The organism is Paenibacillus sp. 32O-W, from assembly GCF_007679495.1.
Taxonomy (GTDB): domain Bacteria; phylum Bacillota; class Bacilli; order Paenibacillales; family NBRC-103111; genus Paenibacillus_L; species Paenibacillus_L residui.
Window position 1 is genome coordinate 89885 of record NZ_VEGP01000007.1, and the last position, 21468, is coordinate 111352.

18 protein-coding genes and 1 pseudogene are annotated in these 21468 nt (G+C 52.1%); 12 read left to right on the plus strand and 7 right to left on the minus strand.

The window, feature by feature from the left end:
• Window positions 1-53: 53 nt before the first annotated feature.
• The 11 genes from mutS (at window position 54) to FS806_RS04800 (ending at window position 14693) form a co-directional block, all read left to right on the plus strand.
• Window positions 54-2705 carry a DNA mismatch repair protein MutS gene (mutS, locus tag FS806_RS04755; protein WP_144933473.1) on the plus strand — a complete coding sequence of 884 codons (2652 nt, stop codon included), beginning with the start codon at window positions 54-56 and terminating at the stop codon, window positions 2703-2705.
• Window positions 2706-2746: 41 nt separating this feature from the next.
• Entirely contained in the window at window positions 2747-4198 is a 1452-nt protein-coding gene (locus FS806_RS04760; RefSeq protein WP_144933474.1) for a S41 family peptidase, read from the plus strand.
• A gap of 121 nt (window positions 4199-4319) precedes the next feature.
• Entirely contained in the window at window positions 4320-6473 is a 2154-nt protein-coding gene (gene mutL / locus FS806_RS04765; RefSeq protein WP_144933475.1) for a DNA mismatch repair endonuclease MutL, read from the plus strand.
• A gap of 130 nt (window positions 6474-6603) precedes the next feature.
• The gene (locus tag FS806_RS04770; RefSeq protein ID WP_144933476.1) at window positions 6604-7377 is read left to right on the plus strand and encodes a class I SAM-dependent methyltransferase; all 774 of its coding nucleotides are present in this window, start codon (window positions 6604-6606) and stop codon (window positions 7375-7377) included.
• Window positions 7374-8345, plus strand: coding sequence for a tRNA (adenosine(37)-N6)-dimethylallyltransferase MiaA (gene miaA, locus FS806_RS04775; RefSeq protein ID WP_144933477.1), 972 nt, complete (start codon window positions 7374-7376; stop codon window positions 8343-8345). Before FS806_RS04770 ends, miaA begins: the two co-directional genes overlap by 4 nt.
• A gap of 66 nt (window positions 8346-8411) precedes the next feature.
• Window positions 8412-8651: an RNA chaperone Hfq gene (gene hfq / locus FS806_RS04780; protein WP_144933478.1), complete on the plus strand. Its 240-nt coding sequence runs from the start codon at window positions 8412-8414 to the stop codon at window positions 8649-8651.
• 289 nt (window positions 8652-8940) lie between these two features.
• A complete protein-coding gene (locus tag FS806_RS25640; RefSeq protein ID WP_186328209.1) occupies window positions 8941-9099 on the plus strand; it encodes a hypothetical protein in 159 nt (52 codons plus the stop codon).
• A gap of 42 nt (window positions 9100-9141) precedes the next feature.
• Window positions 9142-11709 carry a transglycosylase domain-containing protein gene (locus tag FS806_RS04785; RefSeq protein WP_144933479.1) on the plus strand — a complete coding sequence of 856 codons (2568 nt, stop codon included), beginning with the start codon at window positions 9142-9144 and terminating at the stop codon, window positions 11707-11709.
• A gap of 290 nt (window positions 11710-11999) precedes the next feature.
• The gene (locus FS806_RS04790) at window positions 12000-12704 is read left to right on the plus strand and encodes a peptidylprolyl isomerase (protein WP_186328215.1); all 705 of its coding nucleotides are present in this window, start codon (window positions 12000-12002) and stop codon (window positions 12702-12704) included.
• Between the two features lie 669 nt (window positions 12705-13373).
• The gene (locus FS806_RS04795; RefSeq protein ID WP_260981979.1) at window positions 13374-14033 is read left to right on the plus strand and encodes an alpha/beta hydrolase; all 660 of its coding nucleotides are present in this window, start codon (window positions 13374-13376) and stop codon (window positions 14031-14033) included.
• 30 nt (window positions 14034-14063) lie between these two features.
• Window positions 14064-14693, plus strand: a complete 630-nt coding sequence (locus FS806_RS04800; protein WP_144933481.1) for a YdcF family protein — start codon at window positions 14064-14066, stop codon at window positions 14691-14693.
• A gap of 98 nt (window positions 14694-14791) precedes the next feature.
• On the opposite strand, the gene FS806_RS04805 is transcribed toward FS806_RS04800, so the two are convergent.
• Window positions 14792-15553: a GNAT family N-acetyltransferase gene (locus tag FS806_RS04805; RefSeq protein WP_186328210.1), complete on the minus strand. Its 762-nt coding sequence runs from the start codon at window positions 15551-15553 to the stop codon at window positions 14792-14794.
• A 336-nt stretch (window positions 15554-15889) separates the two neighbouring features.
• On the opposite strand from FS806_RS04805, the pseudogene FS806_RS04810 reads away from it, so the two are divergent.
• A pseudogene (locus FS806_RS04810) lies at window positions 15890-16459 on the plus strand (AAA family ATPase); the annotation flags it as partial.
• Between the two features lie 296 nt (window positions 16460-16755).
• Here the strand turns inward: FS806_RS04810 and FS806_RS04815 are convergent.
• The 6 genes from FS806_RS04815 to FS806_RS04840 all read right to left on the minus strand — a co-directional run bounded on the left by FS806_RS04815 (window position 16756) and on the right by FS806_RS04840 (window position 21449).
• Window positions 16756-16962 carry a cold-shock protein gene (locus FS806_RS04815; RefSeq protein WP_144933484.1) on the minus strand — a complete coding sequence of 69 codons (207 nt, stop codon included), beginning with the start codon at window positions 16960-16962 and terminating at the stop codon, window positions 16756-16758.
• A gap of 87 nt (window positions 16963-17049) precedes the next feature.
• Entirely contained in the window at window positions 17050-18009 is a 960-nt protein-coding gene (locus FS806_RS04820) for an AAA family ATPase (RefSeq protein ID WP_144933485.1), read from the minus strand.
• A 78-nt stretch (window positions 18010-18087) separates the two neighbouring features.
• A complete protein-coding gene (locus tag FS806_RS04825) occupies window positions 18088-19191 on the minus strand; it encodes a GerAB/ArcD/ProY family transporter (RefSeq protein WP_144933486.1) in 1104 nt (367 codons plus the stop codon).
• A 17-nt stretch (window positions 19192-19208) separates the two neighbouring features.
• Window positions 19209-19445, minus strand: a complete 237-nt coding sequence (locus FS806_RS04830; RefSeq protein WP_144933487.1) for a hypothetical protein — start codon at window positions 19443-19445, stop codon at window positions 19209-19211.
• Window positions 19446-19451: 6 nt separating this feature from the next.
• Complete coding sequence (locus FS806_RS04835; protein ID WP_222126584.1) at window positions 19452-20639, minus strand: Ger(x)C family spore germination protein; 1188 nt, start codon at window positions 20637-20639, stop codon at window positions 19452-19454.
• Between the two features lie 72 nt (window positions 20640-20711).
• The gene (locus FS806_RS04840; RefSeq protein ID WP_186328212.1) at window positions 20712-21449 is read right to left on the minus strand and encodes a YqjF family protein; all 738 of its coding nucleotides are present in this window, start codon (window positions 21447-21449) and stop codon (window positions 20712-20714) included.
• Window positions 21450-21468: the final 19 nt, after the last annotated feature.

The window sequence follows — 21468 nt, forward strand, 5'->3', positions numbered from 1 at the left end:
ACCATTCATGTTATAATGAAATTTATACGCTGTTTCTGTTATGGGGGTTTGAAATGACTAAGTATACACCGATGATACAGCAATATTTGTCCGTCAAAGCCGAGGCGAAGGACGCTTTGCTATTTTTCCGGCTTGGCGACTTCTATGAGATGTTTTTCGAGGATGCGATCATTGCTTCACGGGAGCTAGAGCTGACGTTGACCGGTCGGGAGGGCGGGGCGGAAGAGCGGATTCCGATGTGCGGCGTTCCCTATCATTCGGCCGATAACTATATTTCCAGATTAATAGATAAGGGCTATAAAGTGGCGATCTGCGAGCAAGTGGAGAATCCGCAGGAGGCCAAGGGAATTGTCCGCCGGGAAGTTGTCAGGATCGTTACTCCGGGAACGGTCATGGAAGGCAAGCAGCTGCCGGAAGGCACCAACAACTATGTGGCCTGTCTTGCTTCTGTGGAAGGAAGCTTCGCTTTCGCGGCCTGCGACCTATCTACCGGGGAGCTGTATGTGACAGAGGTGGAGGCGGAGGAATCGCTTCTGGACGAGCTGTCCGTCTATTCTCCCTCGGAGGTGATCGGGGAGGAGGCGCTGCTGAACAGGGTTAGAACAGCCTTGCAAGGTCAGGCCAAAGCTCCGCTGTATACGGTCAGAGAGGCGGAGGATCCGGAAGCCGGCTCCTTCTTTGGAGAGCAAGAGTGGGGCACGCTTGGACAAGCCGAGCAGAAGGTCGTTTCGGTCCTTATGGCGTATTTGAGTGAAACGCAGAAGAGAGCGCTCGCTCATATTACTTCCATCCGGCGTTATGAGACGAATCAATTCATGGTAATGGACCCCTTCACCAGACGCAACCTGGAATTGGTCGAAACCGTTCGCGAACGTTCGAAAAAGGGCTCCCTGCTATGGCTTCTGGACCAAACCGTGACCTCCATGGGGGCGAGGATGCTGCGCCGATGGATAGAGAAGCCGCTGATAACGCGCGGGCCCATCGAGGAAAGGCTAGAAGCCGTGGAATGCTTACATAATCAGGTCATCGTCCGCGATGATCTCCGCTCGGCTCTGAAGGAGGTCTACGATCTGGAGCGGTTGGTCGGCCGGATCTCCTACGGCAACGCGAACGGCAGAGACCTGGTGGCGCTGCAGCATTCGCTCAGGCAAGTTCCGGCGCTGCGGGAAGTATGCGTCCAATCGGGTTCTTCCACACTACATAAGCTCGTTGAAGGAATGGACGATTGCCAGGACATCCGCGCATGGATCGAGGAAGCGATCGTTGACGAACCGCCGGTATCCGTAAGAGACGGGGGACTGATCCGTGACGGCTATCACGAATATCTCGACCAGCTCCGCGAAGCCGACCGCAACGGAAAGCAATGGATTGCCGAACTGGAGAGCAGGGAACGGGAGAAGACCGGAATTAAATCGCTGAAGGTCGGATATAACAAAGTATTTGGATATTACATAGAAGTAACCCGTTCCAATCTGCATTCGATCCCCGAGGGCACCTACGAGCGCAAGCAAACGCTGGCGAATGCCGAGCGGTTCATTACGCCCGAGCTGAAGGAGAAGGAAGCACTCATTCTGGAAGCCCAGGAGAAGATTGTAGTTATTGAATACGACTTGTTCCAGCAGCTTCGCGGGCGAATCGCCGGACAGATGGACAGGCTGCAGAAGCTGGCCGGGATCATCGCCACCATCGACGTTCTGCAGTCTCTGGCAACGGTAGGCGCCGAACGGCGGTTCTGCCGTCCGGTCCTGGCAGAGAGCGGTGATATGTCCATCAAGGCGGGGAGACATCCGGTTGTCGAGGCGGTGCTGGAGGAACATGCCTTTGTCGCGAACGATACGGAGCTGCAGATGAACGAAGGTCGGATCATGCTTATTACCGGTCCGAACATGGCCGGTAAAAGCACTTATATGCGGCAGGTGGCCATTCTGTCGATCATGGCGCAAATCGGCAGCTTCGTCCCGGCGGAGAGTGCGGACATTCCGCTGGTTGACCGGATTTTTACGAGGATCGGGGCGGCCGACGATCTGATCGGCGGGCAGAGCACCTTTATGGTCGAAATGATGGACATTCAGGTGATGACCGAGAAAGCGACGGATCGCAGCCTGGTCATCATCGACGAGTTGGGCCGCGGGACATCCACGGGGGAAGGAATGGCGATAGCCCAGGCGGTGATCGAATACCTGCATGACCAGGTTGGGTGTAAGACGCTTGTTTCGACTCATTTTCATGAGTTGGCACATTTGGACGAGAGCCTGCCGCACCTGCGTAATTTCTGTATGGCGGTTAAAGAAAGCGGGCAGCAGGTTACCTTCCTGCGCAAGCTGATCCCCGGGGCTGCGAGCACGAGCTACGGAATTTATTGCGCACAAATTGCCGGCCTCCCGGAATCGATCATCCAGAGATCCTACACGCTGCTTAACGCCTTCGAGGCCAGAGCCGCCGTACAGCATGCCGAGGAGGAAGCGGCGGCAGCGGCGGTCCAGTTGAGCTTCTTCCCGCCGGAAGCTTCCCTATCCGAAGCAAAACCGGGAGCCTCGGGCTCGAAATCCCGGGAACGAGAAGCAGCCCGGTATAACGCCGCTTCAGACGGTAAATCGTCAGGCAAGGCGGAGCAGGTGATGGAACGGTTGAAAAATGCCGATTTGATCAATATGACTCCTCTTCAGGCGATGAATTTTCTATATGAACTCAAGAACGATTGTTAATTTATACCCGAAAGCTGCAATCCAATGGAGGAGGAATCAGATTGAAGAACAGGACTTATCTCTGGAAATCGCTTATGCTCGCCGTCATTATGGCATTGACGCTTGCGCTGCCGGCTTATGCGGAAGAGGCAAACGAAGCACTATATGTGGATGACCTGGAGTATCGTGTACTTGAAGTTTATGAGCTGTTGAAGAATCTTCATGTGAGCGGTGTGGATACTGAGACGCTGTCGGAAGCTTCTATCAAGGGCATGCTGCAAGCAGTCGATGATCCTTATACCAGTTTTATGACGGTTGAGGAATGGGAAGCTTTCCAGAACACAATAGACCAACAGTATACCGGATTGGGGATCGTAGTGACGAAGATTCCTGAAGGAATCGCCATTGAACGGGTGATTCCCGGTTCCCCCGGGGAGGCAGCCGGCTTGATGGCAGGTGACCGGGTACTGTCTGTCGCGGGCCAGCCGGTGACGGAGCAAATGACTCTGGATGAAATGGTTGCCCTTATTCCGAAAGAGGAAAATGCGGAAGTGGAGCTTTCCGTTGGCCGGGGCGAGGAAACGCTGCAAATCAAGGCGACGGTGAAAAAGGTAACGGTGCCTGTGGCAACGGGCAAACTGCTGCAAGGAGGCATCGGTTATATTGAACTGACCATGTTTTCCACGGAGTCGGCAGCGGAGTTCTCCAAGATTATGGAGCAGTGGAAAAACGAGTCCATCCGCGGCTTGGTCATAGATCTTCGGGATAATCCCGGAGGGCTGTTGGATGCTTCGGTTGAGATAGCCAAGCATTTTGTGAAGGAAGGGGTCATCGTGCAAACCCAGGATCGCAGCGGGAAGAAGGCTGAGATCAAGGTTGACGGTGGTTCTGAAGTGAGCTATCCGGTCGTTCTTCTGGTCAACGAGAACAGCGCCAGCGCATCGGAATTGTTGTCCGGAGCATTGAGGGATCACGGCAAGGCAACCATTGTAGGTACGAAGACATTCGGCAAAGGTAGCGTACAGGCTTCTTATGAGCTATCCGATGGCAGTGTCCTGAAGCTGACGATAGAAGAGTACTTGACTCCGAAATCGGATAAAGTGAACGGAGTCGGAATTACGCCGGACGTTCACGCAGAGGGAGATCTTCCTCAATTGTTAACCGCACTTCGTACGGCCGGTGCAGACAATTTGCAGGTAAGCCAGTCGGAGGGACAGGCGGTACGGATTAACGGAGTGGAATTTGCCGGGAGCGTGCCTGTTCTTCGCGAAGAAGGCCGTACGTTCGTTCATTCCCGCATTCTTGCTTCTCTGGCCGGCGGCACCATCGAATGGAAGGCCGACCGGCAAATGGTTGAAATGACGCTAGATGGCCATGCGGTTCAATTCCCGCTCGGAGCGGAAATGAAGATGAAAGAAGACATGACGTATATTGAACTGAATGCCTTCAAGCAATCGTACGGCAAATTCGATTGGTCCGACGAAGCCGGGCAGTTGACTCTTACGATATCTTAATGCACAAGCTATCCGATCAGAAATGAAGTCCCAATCGGCCGGATCGGGCCGCTATTATGTGGCAATTATAAAATTTGCATTAAACGATACGCTTGGAAAATGAGGAAAGGAGGCGGTCCGGATGGGAATTATCCGACTGTTGGACGAGCATATCGCTAACCAGATTGCAGCAGGTGAAGTGGTGGAACGGCCATCCTCGGTCGTGAAAGAGCTGGTCGAAAATTCGATAGACGCCGGAAGCACCCGGGTGGACGTCAGTCTGGAGGAAGGCGGCATTCAGTTGATCCGGGTGACGGATAACGGGTCGGGGATGGCGGCGGAGGATTGCCGGACCGCTTTCTTCCGCCATGCGACCAGCAAAATCTCGAGCGGCAAAGATTTATTTCACATCCGTACGCTCGGCTTCAGAGGGGAAGCCCTGCCAAGTATCGCTGCCGTAGCCAAGGTGGAATGCCTGACCTCCGACAATGAATCAGGACTCGGCCGGCGGATAGTGGTGGAAGGCGGAACGGTCGTTACAGAGGAGGAGGCAGCGGCCAATAGAGGCACGGATATTTTGGTGAAGGAACTGTTTTACAATACGCCGGCCCGGCTTAAGTACATGAAAACGATCCAGACCGAATTAGGCCACGTGTCGGATTTCATGTACAGGCTGGCGCTCGCACACCCCGAAATAGCTTTCTCCCTTAAGCATAACGGCAACTCGCTGTTGAGGACACTGGGCAACGGAGATCTGCTGCAGGTTATCGCAGCCGTCTATGGAAGTGCGGCAGCCAAGAAAATGGTTCCCGTCTCCGGGGAGACATTGGATTATACGCTGACCGGGTTCATTTCGCTGCCGGAATGGACGCGGGCGAACCGACTCGGAATCTCTTCGTTGATTAATGGAAGGTATATTCGCAATTATGGACTCGTTCAGGCTATTTTGAAGGGCTACCATACGTTGCTGCCCATTAACCGGTATCCGCTGGCCGCTGTCCATCTGAAGATGGACCCGAGCCTGATCGATGTCAACGTTCATCCTTCGAAGCTCGAGGTCCGGTTCAGCAAGGAAGCGGAGCTGATGCAGCTGCTGGAGGAGGCGGTGCGCTCGGCCCTGCGGCAGGAGGTGCTGATACCAAGCGGCTCCAAGCCGGTGAAGCGCCAGCCTGTGGTGCACGAGCAGCTGGCGTGGTACGGCAGCGAGCCTGCCGCAGCGCCTGGCGAACAGCCGCTGCCCCCGCCGCCGCAGGCTGCGCCGCCTGCCGCGGCGGATGCGCCTACGGCGCGCCCGGCCGGCGAAGCGCCCGCCAGCGAGCAGCGTCCCACCGGGCCACATATAGGCCCGGACGACGCTCTGCTCGCAGCGGCCGCCGCCGGTGACGGCGCGCCGCCCGGCGCATCGCCGCGCGCCTGCGCAGCCGAGCCGCCCGCCGCTGCCGGCGCCGACGCGACCGCGCCTGCGCCGGAGCGGCCCAGCCACGCGAACGACGCGTGGCGCTCAGCCGCCGGCGCAGCGTCGGGCCGCGGGCCGCAGGCGCGGTCGGCCGCCCCGCAGGGGCCGGCAGCGTCCCCGTACGGGAATCGTTCCCGTACAGGGACGGCCGGCCGCGAGGGCGGCTTCGGCGGCGGCGCAGGCGCGCAGGCGCGTGCGGCGGCGGAGGCGGCCGCAGGCGTGCTCGCGCAGGCGGAGGCAGGCGGCGGGATGCCCGCGTTCCCGCGGCTCGAGCCGATCGGCCAGCTGCATGGCACGTATATCCTCGCCCAGAACGAGGATGGCTTGTACATGATCGACCAGCATGCCGCCCATGAGCGGATTAATTACGAATACTATTATGATAAATTCGGCCAGCCTCAGGAGGCCAGCCAGGAGCTGCTCGTTCCGCTAACCCTGGAATTCACCTCTGCGGAAGCGGAACGGCTTAAGGAGCGGCTGGACTATTTCGAACAGGTCGGCGTCTATCTGGAGAGCTTCGGCGGGAACAGCTTCATCGTCCGCGCCTATCCCCATTGGTTTCCGGAAGGGGAAGAGAAGGACATTATAGAAGAAATGGCCGAATGGATATTGGCGGAGAAGAAACAGATTGACGTGGCCAAGCTGCGGGAAGCTTCCTCTACGCTTTGCTCCTGCAAAGCGTCCATTAAAGCGAACCAGCGACTGAGCCTGGCGGAAATCGAGGCATTGCTGGAACGGCTCGCTTCCTGCCGGATTCCATATACGTGTCCGCACGGGCGGCCGATTGTCGTCAGCTTCTCCACATATGAACTGGAAAAAATGTTTAAAAGAGTAATGTAGCTCAACAGATGATTCCGGCTTCCGCAGCATAGGGGAGCCGGATTATACTTTTGGGGCAAAATAGAGTATACTCTTGGGGCAAGGGAAGATGTTTTCTTGCAGACGAGCATAGAAATGACCGGGTGATGGCATGATTGTAACGACTACATATAACCCTACGGATGGCGCGATAGCGCGATCCCGAAGGATTGCTGCCGAGAACGGCTGGACCTGGGTGCCCCGGGAACGCCAATCTCTCAAGCAGCTTGCCGATAAATATGGAGAGGAACGGATTTGGTCCGTCTCCGAGCAAGAGCTGAATTATTATTGCGGCTCGCAGCCGCCTTTATTTTTTCATCCCAGCATGGCGCTGGTAAGAATCAAGCGAATCGTGCGCGGGGAGTCCGACTCGCTGCTCGCAGCCGCCGGTGTCCGGGAAGGAGATTCGGTGCTGGACTGTACCGCCGGTTTGGCCTCGGATGCCATTGTATTTTCTCATGCGGTCGGAAGCAGCGGGCATGTGACCGCGCTGGAGAGCGAGGGGGCTCTGGCCGTTTTGCTGAAGGAAGGGCTTAAGACCTATATTTCCGAAATTCCCCAGCTGAACGAAGCGATGCGCCGGGTGCAGGTGGTTCACCGGGACCATGCGGAATATTTAAAGCAGCTTGCGGACAAGAGCTTCGATATCGTGTACTTCGATCCGATGTTCCGGGAGCCGGTGCAGGAGACCAGCCACCTGTCCCCGCTTCGAGAGGTGGCGAATTCCGCCTCCCTGCAGCCTTCCGCCATTGAGGAGGCCAAGCGGGTTGCGCGGAGAGCGGTTGTTCTTAAGGAGCTGCGGGGAAGCCGGGAATTCGAACGGCTTGGCTTCGGAGAGGTCGTTCGTTCCAGCTCGAAAATCGCTTACGGGGTGATCTCAGGATGACACGTGAATCTGACCAACCTAAACTGCTTGTTCTCGTAGGGCCGACGGCCGTCGGCAAGACAAGGCTCAGCCTGGATATAGCCGAATCGCTTCATTGCGAAATCATTTCCGGAGATTCGATGCAGGTATACCGGGGCATGGATATCGGCACGGCCAAGGCGACGAAGGAGGAAAGAGCCCGGGTTCCCCATCATATGATCGATATTCACGATCCGGATCATCCTTTTTCCGTAGCCGAATTTCAGGAACGGGCCCGGCGGCTTATCGAGCAAATCGGCGCCCGGGGCAAGCTGCCTTTCATTGTCGGGGGCACCGGACTGTATATTGAATCGCTGTGCTATGATTTTCATTTTAGCGATGCCGGCTCCGACGAACCATTCCGTGAGGAACAGCGGGCTTATCTGGAGCAGCATGGGGAGCAGGCTCTTCATGACAGGCTTCGCCAGATCGATCCGGCAACCGCGGAGCGGCTTCACCCGAACGATCACCGCAGGGTCATCCGGGCTCTGGAGGTCGCCCACTTGACAGGAATTCCGTTGTCGGAGCATCTGGCCGGGCAGCGCAGGGAATCTCCTTATAATCTTTGCATCATAGGCTTGACAATGGACCGGGAATTACTATATAAACGTATTGAAGACCGTATCGATCAGATGGTCGAGGAAGGACTCGTCGAAGAAGTGCGTGAGCTTCTTCGTCTCGGATATGGGGAGCACCTTGTTTCCATGCAAGGACTTGGCTATAAGGAAATCGCCGCTTATTTACGCAACGAGATGTCTTGGGAAGACGCAATTACGCTGCTTAAACGGAACACAAGGCGTTTTGCCAAGCGCCAGCTTTCCTGGTTTAGACGAATGAAGGACATCTGTTGGGTCGATGTGACAGACCATTCAAATTTTTCTAAACATTTGCGGACAATTAATGATATAATAGCAGGAAAGTTAACGCCCCATACGGAATACACTTCGTAACGTAGCTAATTCTTCCATAAAGTTTAGATGGCTGTCTGTTCCAACTATTTGAAGGAGGACCAATGGATGAACAAAACAATTAATATTCAGGACAATTTTCTTAATTCGTTGCGTAAAGAAAGTGTGCCCGTAACGGTTTACCTGACGAACGGGTTCCAGATTCGCGGGCTTATTAAAGCCTTCGACAATTTTACGATCATCATCGATAGCGAAGGCAGACAGCAGATGGTATACAAGCATGCGATATCAACGTTCACGCCAATGCGAGCGGTATCGTTTGCTCCGGAGATAGAATCAGATAAGTAAACGATTGTGTAAATATTGGTAAACGAAGAAAACCCTTGCACCTGATTCAGGTGAAGGGTTGTTCTTTTTCTGGCGGCTTTTCCGGATGGATTATTAACGGTCTGTGCATGTTTTTCTCTACGGATTGTTCCTAAAAACGATAGTCGGAAAGGTTCGATTGGCCTTTTGCAGGTTAATGTTTGACAAGAGGTGCCGTGGGTTTTGGCTTGCTATGAAACTTTTAATCGTTTATATTCGTTTATACATTAGGAAGGGAAGGTTGAGCTTGCGTGCTGCCGGTGAATAAAGATTGAAAATCCGGTTGGGGACGGATCTGCGCAGGCTTTGGCCTGGCATGACGAAAGGATTCAACCGTTGGATGTTTAACAGACAATTGCTGATCGTTTATGCAAACTTGACGAGAAGCCATCCATCATTCACCGGAAGCGAGATCAAGGACAAGAGATAGAAGAAAGATAACTTCCAGGGAGGAGACAAGGGGGAGAGAAACTTGACATCCAAGAAGAAAGCCAAAGCGAAACCGAAGAAACGTGTCTTTACATGGAGGAAAATGGCGGCATTGAGTTTGGTCACCGCCGCTCTGGCCGTTGTCGTCGCCTTGGCCGGATATTTGATCATTATTTACATGGGGAAAAATATACTGGATGAGCAGGCTAATAAGCTGCAGCTTACGGAAGGCTCCGTTGTTCTGGATTCTCAAGGCAACGAGGTGGCCAAGCTTTATCTGGAAAACCGGGAGCTGGTAGCTCTCGATGATATTCCGCCGCTCTTGCGTAAAGCTTTCATCGCGACCGAGGATAGAAGATTTGAAGAGCATACAGGTATCGATCTATGGGCGATCGGCCGGGCATTGGTCAAGGACGTCATTGCCCGCAAAGTCGTGGAGGGCGGCAGTACGATTACCCAGCAGCTGGCCAAAAACCTGTTCCTCAGTGCGGACAAGACGGTGTTCCGGAAGGCGACCGAGGTTTCCATCGCCATCGCTCTGGAGGAAGAGTTTACGAAGGATGAAATACTGGAAATGTATCTGAACCGAATTTTCTTCGGGAGCGGCGCCTGGGGGATCAAGATGGCCTCCAAACGCTATTTCGGCATTTCCGACCTGAACGAATTGGAGCTGTGGCAGATCGCTACGCTGGCGGCACTGCCCAAAGCGCCGACGACCTACTCTCCTCTTAATAATCCGGAGAAATCGAAAGAGCGGCGCGGGGTTGTCCTCACGCTGATGCATCAGCAGGGGCTGATCACAGAGGAAGAGATGAATCAGGCGAAGGCGGTGGACTACGATCCCGCCATGTCGACGGACATCCAGACGAGCAATCAATTTCCTTCCTATATTGATTATGTGGTTCAGGAAGCAAGCAAGCTATACGATATCGAGGAAGAGGAGCTGCTTCTTGGCGGCTACAGAATCGAGACGACACTGAATTCCAATGCCCAGAGAATTCTGGAGGAAACCTTCAAGAACGATAAAATGTTCCAGAAGAAGACAGACAAGCAGACAATGGCTATGCAGGGAAGTATGGTCATTATTGACCATAAGACGGGCGGAATTGTCTCGATGATTGGCGGACGGGACTATGAGCGGAAGGGCTGGAACCGTGCATTGGTCAAGCAGCAGCCGGGCTCATCCTTCAAGCCTATCATCAGCTTTGCTCCGGCGATCGAATCCGGCAAATTTACGCCTTATTCGATGCTGAAGGATGAGAAAATGTCTTTCAACGGATATTCGCCCAGCAACCTGAGCGGTCAGTATCGCGGAGAAGTCACGATGTTCGATGCGATGAAGTATTCCTGGAACATGCCTGCCGTATGGCTGTTGAATGAAGTAGGCCTGAAGTATGCGATGAATTTCGCAGAGGGGCTTGGAATTACTTTTGATGAAAATGACAGGAACCTCGCTATCGCTCTCGGGGGAATGACTTACGGGGTTTCGCCGTTAGAGATGGCGCAGGCGTACAGCGCTTTTGCCAATGATGGAATAATGCATGAGGCTCATGCCATCGTCAGCATCAAGGATAGAAACGGCAAAGAAATTCATGCCTTTAAAAATACGAAGGGCAAACGGGTGATGAAAGAATCTACGGCCCGATCCATGACGGCACTGATGCAGAAGGTCGTGGAGCCGGGAGGAACGGGTGCCAGCGCCGCGATGAACCGCCCGGTCGCCGGTAAAACAGGCTCGACCCAGCATCCGTTCGTGGACAAACGCGACAAGGATATATGGTTTGCCGGTTATACTCCGGAATGGACCGCAGCTGTATGGATGGGCTTCGACAAAGCGGACAAAGACCACTACATCACGATCAAGAGCGGTCAAGCGGCCGCCTTGTTCAAGGAAGTGATGTCCAAGGCATTGGCCAAGGAGCCGGTCAAACCGTTCCCGGGTACGAAGGTGGAGGAGGAGCCGCCGGCCGATGAGGAAAAACCGGAGACGGTGACGAATTTCAACGCGCATTACGATAAGGAAAGCCGGAAGGTCAAGCTTTCCTGGCAAGCGGTAACCGGAAATGTCAATTACAAGATTTACCGGAAAGGCTCCAATGAAGGGGACTTCAGCTTCCTGCTGGAGGTTAAGACGGCGGAGGCGAACGACATTTCAGCCTTCCCGGGAGAAACCTATCAATACTATGTCGTCGCTTATGATCCGGAGAAAGATACGACTGGGGAACAATCGAATGTTGTGGAGGTAGCTATACCGGGTGAGAACGGAGAAGATGATTCTTCTCCCGATGAGACACCGATACCGCCCGACAATCCGGATCATGGGGATAAAGACAAGGATAAAGATAACGGCAGGGATAAAGATAAAGACAAAGACAAAGATCGAGAGCCGGGGGAAACACCTGATCCGAATCCGAGCCCGTCTCAGGACCCGGATTCATCAAATCGGCCCGATCCGACCCCGACTCCAAGCCCGGGTCGGGAGCCCGATAACCCGGATCGTCATCAATCCTCCTCCAATTCGACAATGAATCCGGGGGGAACGCCGGAGATCATTGATCCCATTGAGAACAATCGGGGTCAGGAAGAAGGCGGAGAGACAGCGGCTCCATGATCCGGTGGGGTTGTCTCAACAATTAGTTCATTCATATGGAGAAACAGGCTTAACCGGTGAAAAGTTCATATATCGCCCAAAAAGGGCGAGAGGAGTGGGCAATTGTCCGCTAACTCTCGCTCTTTTTCTTTCATCGTTATCTGGTTGAACAAATGATGTACTGGGGGAAGGTCATTCTGCTCAATGTTTACTATCGAATCTCTTTCGTTAAAGCAATCGCAAGATTTGAGAGTGATTTCTTCAATATGCTATAATGGGTTATATTTTTCCAACTGAGGTGTTCATCATTGATTCCATACAGTAAAGGATTTAAAGCAGCGTTAGTCTGTTCACTAGCCGCAGCACTGTTGGCAGGGTGCGGCGGCAAATCGGGCGGGGAAGCCGGGCAAGGCAGCCAGAACGGGCAGCCGGCAACGACACAGGCTCCATCCGCCTCGCCGGGACAAGCCAAGAAATGGTCACAGCCTCCGGCTATGACTATCGATCCGGAACAAACCTATCAAGCCGAATTCGAAACGAGCAAAGGCACGTTTACAATTGAGTTATTTGCGAAAGAAGCGCCCAATACGGTCAATAATTTTGTCTTTCTGGCGAAGGAGGGATATTACGATGGAGTCACTTTCCATCGAATCATTGAGACCTTCATGATTCAGACCGGCGATCCGACGGGTACGGGGACCGGAACGCCCGGGTATTACATTAAGGACGAACTGGACTCGGGGTATACCTACGAGCCTGGAATAGTCGCTATGGCGAAGTCCGGGAAGGACCGCAACGGAAGCCAGTTTTTTATATGCACGGGTGAAGATAGCTACAACCTGAATTTGCAGCCGGATTATTCTATCTTCGGCAAAGTGATTGAAGGTATGGATACCGTGCAGGAAATTGCGGCTACACCGGTTAAGATGAACCCGAAGGGGAATGATCGCACGCCGAGCCTTCCGACGGAGACCGTGACGATCAACAAAGTGACGATTCATGAAGCCGGACAATAAACCGGCCTTGGACATAGAGGCTGCTGTTGAAGCGGCCTCCTTCTTAGCAGAGTCTGTCTCTGCTATTTTTTAAATATAGAAAGGATAAGTTTCACTTTATATAAAGAACGACCGGGAGTAGAGGAAAGGCAACGCCGTTAATGGATCAAGAATTGCTGCGATAACAGCGATAATACTCCATTTCGAAGCGATTCGGATACTTATGGAGAAAAGCCTGCGAAAATACATTTATTTCGGCATCAAATCACTCGATTACCCCTGGAACGGGAAAAGAAGATGTATTTTTTCAGGCTTTGCCGCGTATACGGAGTAAAACGACCTAAAATTCGTGCAGAATTGCAGGCTTTAAATCTTTTAATTCCAGGGGGCTCCCCGCAAAGTACCCGGAATACGCTTCGAAGGCTATGCGTCACTTTGTGGGGAATTTACAGGGATCCGGCAAAGTACCCTGAATAAGCTTCAAAGGCTACGCGTCACGTGGGGAATTTACAGGGCGCGACAGCTCACGTGCTTGTGGGGGATTTACAGGGCTTCGTTTGCAAATTTTTACTTCTAGGATTAATGCAGCAGTACGTTTAATGGCAAGTAAGTCTTAAAGTGTGCGGGGCAGCATTTAGAGTTCTTCTCGGAAACGGCACTCATGAGGTGACCTTGGGAGGTAGATAGCCAGTGTCCACGCGAGCTTGTATGCTAATCCACGGTTTTACCGGAGGACCGTATGAATTAGGTCCTTTAGCGGACTATTTGCGGAAGCGGGGAGTGCTATGCACGGTTCCGGAGCTTCCCGGCCACGGAGGGAAATTACGTGAACTCAAGCGCTATACCCGGGCCGACTGGATAGCCAAAGCCTTAACCGAAGCCGAGGAGCTGGTTGAACGCTGCGGTCCGATCGATCTGGTCGGATTCTCCATGGGCGGACTGCTGGCTACTTATGTGGCTAACCGGCTTCCGGTTCGCAGACTGGCCTTACTGGGAACGCCGGTCATTTATATCAGCCCGGGAAGGATGATCCGGGATATTGCCGGAAGGCTGGCTGGAAGCAGAACGAAGGATACGCCGGGCAAGGCCGGGACGCCTGTGCGCGCTGTGGTGGAATTTATGAAGCTGGTCAAGGAGATCAGGCCGGAATTCGAGCAAGTGTCCGTACCGACGCTGATTGTCCAAGGGGCGGAGGACCATATTGTACATCCTTACAGTGCAAAGTATATTTACGAGAAAATATCCGCACCCAAGGAACTGCTGATTTTGCCGAATTCCCGGCATTTGCTTTGCTTTGGGGAGGAAGCGGATCGTTTGTTCGGCGAAGTGGAGCAGTTTTTGCAATATTGATTGTGTTCGCGGGAGCTGAGGGGGAACCGAATGAAAAGAAGAAAAGCCAAGGCCTTATTCTGGTTGAAAACCGCCGGGATATTGGCAGGCTTGCTAGTCCTATGGGTTGGGTATGTGCAGTGGAAAATTTACTCGGTTCAGCACAGTCAGAATTCGGAGCCGGCAGATGTCGCGATCGTTCTTGGAGCCGCCCTCTGGAATGGCGTCCCCAGTCCGGGCCTTCGGGAAAGACTGGAAGGGGCCGTTGAACTGTACGAGCAAGGCATAGTAGATAAAATTATTCTTTCCGGGGGACTGGGTACACATGGCTCGACCGTGACCGAGGCGGAAGGGATGAAGAGGTATTTGCTGGAGCGCGGCATCCCCGAATCCGATCTGTTCAAGGAAGATGAGGCCAGAAATACGCTGCAAAATTTGTCCTTCAGCCAGAATATTATGAAAGCCAATCAATGGACGACGGCCATCATTGTTACTCATCATTATCATGGCGCCCGGGCTCTCGATATGGCCCGATTCCTCCATTTCGAGAACCCGAGAGTGTATACGGTCGATTCGGAAGTGATGAATATTACTTGGCACAAGACGAGGGAGACGCTGGCTTACGGGAAATGGACCTTGGACAAATGGATGATGTGGCTGGGCCTTTCCTCTGCTCCTTGAATTTGGACCGCGGGGGAACAGATGCACGTTCGTCAGACGCTGTCATGTATCACGGAGAAGCATTATGCTGGACAATTGGACAACCTGGAGCTTTTCGTTTATCCTCCTCCAATCCGATAATGATATTGATATAAGGGACGGTAACCGGAACGGGTATAGAGGGCGATAGCCGGCTCATTATCTGCGGAGACTTGCAGATAAAGATTCGAGGCCCCGTTCTGGCCGCTCCAGTCGGCCAGCGCGCGGACCAGGCGGCGGCCGGCACCCTGCCTGCGGAATGGAGGAGCGATAACGACGTTGGTATATCCCGCCCAGCCTCTTTCGACGATGGCCGTTCCTACCCCGATCGTCTCCTCTCGGGCATTTTTCAAAGTGAGAAAGGTATGCCTAGGCCCGATAGCGGCAAACATTTTTTCGTAGACCGGCTTTCGCGTTACCGGGAATTGCTCGAAAGCGATAAAGTCATCTATCCATTCCCCGGAAGGGCCGGAATGGAGGATGATGTAATCGTCCTCGGGGGGGTTTAGACAAGCCCTGACTTTTTCAATACTCGAGATCATTACGGTCGTAACCATTTCTTTGCGATACCCTTCAAGCTCCAGCAGTCTGTCCAACTCCGGCGGAGAGGCCGGACTGATTTGGTAACAAACCGGCAGCCCGCGGCGGCTGTAAAAAGCATTGACCTCTTCCCGCCAATTTCCTTCCGGCAGATCCCCGCAAGTCCATACGCTGTTGGCCCGCCGGGTAACTCCTTCGGCCGCTCTTAGCTTCCAGCCCCCATAAGCTTGCTGAACGATAGAAGGCCAGGTATTGGCGGCCAATTGTTCAATAAAGGCTATGAACGCCCGGTCTTTCTCCACTATAAGCTCCTCCCGTCTGCACCTCGATATTTCCATGATTTTAATAAAAATACATTTTAATGAATAAATATGCAATGTGTTTTTGACTGAATTTTTATTTGAGTAAAATCCGAAGACGAGATATGCTGCAAATAATAAGGGCACCTGAGGTCGCCAGTTCTTTCCAATTGGTTTAGCCGCATGAAATAAAAATCACCGGGTCGTCAACCGTACCAGTTGCAGACTCTCCCAACGCGGCCATCCACATTTTCCTTGGCGTCTTTAGGGCTTGTCGGGAACCCTTTTCTGGGCTCCTGCGTATACTGCTTACACAAAAAATATACGAGGTGATCCGATATGAGCGGTCGATATACGGCAACCATCCACCGAAATCCGGAAGATCCTTCGCGGCGTATCAGCATTGTATTGAATTCACCTGAAGGGACTGCCGCTGCCGCCGAAGCGCCGCCCTTGTCCAAGATCGACAGAGCTCCGACCCGGCAATTTTCCGCGATTCTGAAAGAGCTGGACCGAATGATCGGACTGGAGAATGTGAAGGAGCTTATTTATGAAATCTACGCTCTGCTGCTGATCAAGCAGTACCGGGCCGAGGCGGGTCTCCACTATGACGCTCATGTCTATCACATGGTCTTCAAAGGAAATCCGGGAACGGGAAAGACCACCGTCGCCCGAATCGTCGCCAAGCTGCTGCATGAGCTGGGGGTGCTGTCCAAAGGTCATCTGATCGAGGTGGATCGTGCGGAGCTGGTCGGCGAATATATAGGGCATACCGCATTGAAGACGAAGGAACTGATCAAGAAAGCGATGGGCGGGGCATTGTTTATCGATGAGGCTTACAGCCTGGCCCGGGGAGGCGACAAGGACTTCGGCAAGGAAGCCATCGATACCCTCGTTAAAGCGATGGATTAGGTTTTTATGCGGGTATTGATTGGGCGGAAAATGGGCGTAAAAAATCCTCCCCTTGAGAGGAACCTGGTTTCTTGCGGCAGGGAGGAGGCTGAAGCATGAATTTCATTGATTTTCGCTTTAAAGTTAGGACGACCCTGGTTCTCGAAAAATCTGCTGCCAAAAGGGCATTTATGAATACGGCTTCCTTGTACCTTATAGATGCGTTTTAGCTATTTAAAGCAATTAGCGCATGTAGAGAAAGTTTGGGAGAGCCGTGAACGGATCATCGATTGAGGCCGGCAGGCATCGTGTCATTAAGTACTTACCATTCGATGAGTAAGATTTTCTACAACCGGAAGCATTCGGGCCTCTTTTTCCATAGAATTATGGCATAAGGGACAAGCCGGAGTGTCCACGAAGGAGAAATCCTGTCTCATCCATCCATTGCAATCCTGATTGGTGCAAGCCCATACCTCCGTCTCTCTTTGTTCGATTTCTTCAAAAGTTTTGCGTGAATACAAAACAAAGCCCTCCTTCCATCATGATCCCACAATATTTTCCATCGAACCGCATTTATAATATGTGATGATCTGCAGGTAATTATTCGGTCAGTATCCCTGCTCTTGGATGAGAATATCCTCGGCTCGTAGGGTCCGCAGCTCCTTTTTGGATAACCGATTGATCTGCGGAGAGTAAAATTGCATTAATCGTACGGCCTGGTTTCTGATTGATTGCTCAATGACATTTCGGACATAGCGGGCATTGGAGAAATTGACAAGATTTTGTTCTTTCTCTTGGACCAAGTCCGCTTTCAGCTTCTGCTCCGATGCTTCGGACAACTCATAATCCCGTTCTTTCGCCATCTGACGTGCGATGTCCATTAATTCTTCGATTGTATAGTCGGGAAAATCAATATGTACGGGGAAGCGAGAAGGTAAGCCGGGATTCAGGGAGATGAAAGTTTCCATTTCCAGCGGGTAGCCGGCCAGGATCAGGATGAAATCATTACGGTGATCTTCCATCATTTTGACAAGGGTATCGATGGCTTCTTTGCCGAAATCCTTCTCTCCTCCTCGGGAGAGAGAATAGGCTTCGTCAATAAAGAGAACTCCTCCAAGCGATTTTTTGACCAATTCGCGGGTTTTCTGGGCGGTGTGGCCAATATATTCCCCGACAAGATCCGCCCGATCCGCCTCCACCAGATGGCCCTTGGACAAGACCTCCATTTTCTGGAATAATTTAGCCAGTATCCGAGCTACCGTTGTCTTTCCAGTACCGGGATTGCCGTTAAAAATCATATGGTATACCTGCTTGTTTGTCTTGAGCCCGGCATTTTCCCGCAGCTGATTGATTTTGAGGAAGGCGTAAATTTCATAAACCAATTTTTTGACCTTATCTAAACCGATCATTTGATGAAGCTCATCCAGAACTTCTTTGCATGGATCAATTTCGAGTATTTTGCGGTCTTGATTTTCTTCCGGTTCTCTCTTGTTAAGAACGATGTTGATCTGCCCGGGATTTTTCTTAATCCGGACCTCCTTAGTGATTACTTCAGCACTTTCCGTCATTAAGCTTACCACCTCGCTTATACATTATATTAGCGAAGGGGCAAGAATATTTTAAAATGGTAAAACCGTCTCCCGGACTTACTGCTGCCCCTTATTTTTCGCATTCCTCCTGAAGGAAGTGACCGCGAGCAGAACCAATGGCAGTATAATGCCGTAGGTGCCTCCGTAGGGGAGCCATATTTGTTTATTGTAGTAATCACTATGATCGTAATCCGGGTGAACGATCAGAGACAGAATCGTCAGGATCATTCCTAAGGGCAAAGTAAGCGGACGATAATCTTTCAGCTTGAAAATATGGGTGAGACCCGTAGCAGAGACATAGAACAGAATGGTCATTTTATAATAAATAGTAACAAACCAAAGGGTGGCCACAATGACCTCGACCCTCTGGAAAAAATCCCCCACGTTAATCATCTTGGCCAAAGAGTAGCTGGGATACACTTGCATTTCGGTCATTTGTGCCCCTAGTACGGCTATGGCCAGAAAGATCATAAGGATAAGCACGGCTCCGCCAATAGCAGCCCCAATGACGAAAGCGCGGTTTGCTTTGTCCGGCTTGTTCACACCGGATGGATAGAACATCAGGAACACGACGGGAGTCAAGGAGAAAATACTCATATAAAAAACAGATGCTCTTATAACCGGTTTCGGTCCTTCGGCCATAACCGGCCCCAGATTATCGAAATGGATTTGAGGGGAAAGGGCTACCAACAGGATAAAGAAGAAAAACACCACGAACAGAAACAAGATGTCAGCGGAACGTGCAATAGTTACCAAGCCCAGTCGAACGCTGTATAGCACAAGCAATATACATGTAATATTGACGGCCCACATGGGAGTTCCGGGCAGAATCTGAATCGTAATAAACTGTCCCATGAAATAAACCAGCTCGGCTGTGGTAACGAAGGTGAAAAAAACAAAGGTCAGGGAAATGATCTTCCCTGCCAAAGAGCCGAAGGCTTTGTCGTTCATTTCCATCAGCGTTAAGCCTTGGTTCCGTTTGCCCACGACCGTATACAGCCAGGATAGACACAGCCCTAATCCTGTGCCAATCACAGCGGCGATCCAGGCATCCTGTCTGGCGAGTTCAGCCATACTGGAAGGGACGATAAGAATGGCGGTGCCAATGGAAAACAGAGCGACCATGATGGCAAATTGCCGGACCGTGTATTTATCGCTCATCTGTATCTGACCCACCTCTATTCTATCAGCCAAGGCTTCAATGCTTCGCTAATTGGTCTATATAGGACAATAATCCAATCCAGCGGATTAGGAATATTTACTTTCATGACATAAGCGGCCGTCAAACCTGTGGCCATAAGGAGCAGAAGCCAGAAGAAAATTTCTTCTCTCGCCAGTCGATGCTTTCTCAGATAAGGTATTTCCTTGATCGCGATTAGAACTCCGATCAGAATAATTCCAATACTCTTCCACATCCAAACCTACTCCTTAGCTGTCTTCATAAACGGGTTCCCGATCGTTCCGGAATGCCTCAATTTGATTTTCGCATCGACTTGAATCGGCATTTTCCTGAAGGCTTTATTCCAGTCTTTTTTATTTTTTTTCCAGTAGGCCGGGTTGGAACGGTGAACCTCTTCTCCGAAGCCGAACACATCCGAGCCTAGTTTTTGTCCGGCACGAATGGAGGTCAGGATTTTCTTCTCCAAACTTTCCTTATATAACTGTTCCAATTGATGGAGAACGACTCTCTTGGTCAGATCGATGGAACAGCTAGCCTCGGCGATGCTGCCTTCAATGTTAATCTTTACTTGTGCCTCCGGCTGCCCGTCCTTAAGCTTCGTTATCATTTTGCTGTCGGCCCTACCGACTTCAATCGTTATCTCTCCCTGCCCCTCCGGACAAGGTATGATGGCCACAGTGCTTTTTACTTTTTTGCGAAGGTAGGTTACCCCCTTGCTGTTATCCTGATCAAACCAGCCGATGAGCCTGTCATCCTTAAAAATGGCGAGACCGGCGTACCGGAGGACGGCTTCCGGAGTGATCTCCTTAACATTTTGCTGGGTTTCGCCTATTCGCTGATCTCCTATCAATTCCAACGCCGTTAAGACTGGCTCGCGTCCATCGCTAATCAGGTCGTTGATCAGGTCGTGCATGGCAATTCCAACAGCAGGGGCCCAGTATCTCTGCGCGGTTTCCAATGAAGACAGCAGCCGGTTCGCCGGTATTTTCTCCAAGGGGGTAACGATTTTAAGCATATTTTCCGCCTTGGTGTTTTTGGCTACGACAATATAGAAATCCGTTCGGAATTCATGATCTCTGGAGAAAACATCCATTACTTTATTAAGCCCTTCCTTGGCAATTTCGTCGCTCAGAATAATCATGCGAAGGTGAGCCCCGTACAATCGCCGCGGGGATGTCAACGTCATTTTCCGATAAGTCTCCATCAGAGTCTTGCCTGTGGCCGAATAAGTAGTGACGGGAGAGCGAACGCCTCCCGCCCCTTTTTTCGCCACTTCGGACGGTTCGACGACCTGTGCCGTCAATTTGTATAATTCTCCTGCCTTGTCAATGCCCACGGCGACCTGAATCGCCAGGTCGTTCAGTTCCCTGCGGCTCCAGCAGCTGGTCAGAAGGATTGTAAGGAGTACCCATACAAGTGCAACACTCAAGCGGCGTTTCATTAGGCTCACCATTCTTCTGTCATTGGTTATAAGTAACATTATTAACTCGGGGCGATCAATTTAAACGAACACTGCCGGGTATGTGTGCAAAGCGGAAAAACGGGCGTTCACCCCTCTGGAATAGTGCAATAATACAGGCTCGTCCGGTTTGTGGATTCCCAAGGCATCCGTCAATGTGTTCGCCAATTGGGCCAATTCAACGGATTGCAGCGGCCAAGGAGGGTGGAAGACTTGACCGCAGTAGATTTTCACGTACGGCTTCGCAATGCAATAAAACCGGTATCGTTCCGTCAGCCAGTGCTCCAAAGTGCCTTTCTCCGCTTGATAAGGCGCGGACAAAGGACGGTAATGGGCCGCAAAAGAAGGGGACTCCGATGTCACTCTCCGGCTTGAAAGCTTCAAAAATCCGTCTTTGTGCTTAAGCTGCATTTTGGCCCGGTAGTATGGAAGCTTGTACCACCATTTGGCGATGTTCAGCACAATGGGATCGGAGGCGTCCAGAGTAATGAAATACACTCCCGGCCCCTGTTGGTGGGAGACATAGGTACGTACATTCACTTCCGGGAAAGAGAAGGGGTAAGGAACGGGGCAGCCCCTTAACCGAATTCCCGTCATGCGGAAGGCGACAACCCCAAGCCAGGCCTGCCCTTTGAACGTATCTATCGTTAAAGGCCGGGGGACCCTCTCTCTTATAGAGGAAACCGGAACCGGCCAGTGAAGGAACAGCACATGCTGCCAGCTCTGTTTCATGATCCAGGCGTCCTCGTCTTGTGCCGGAGGGAAATGGCTATGGCTCATGCGGCGTTCCCCCTCGTTC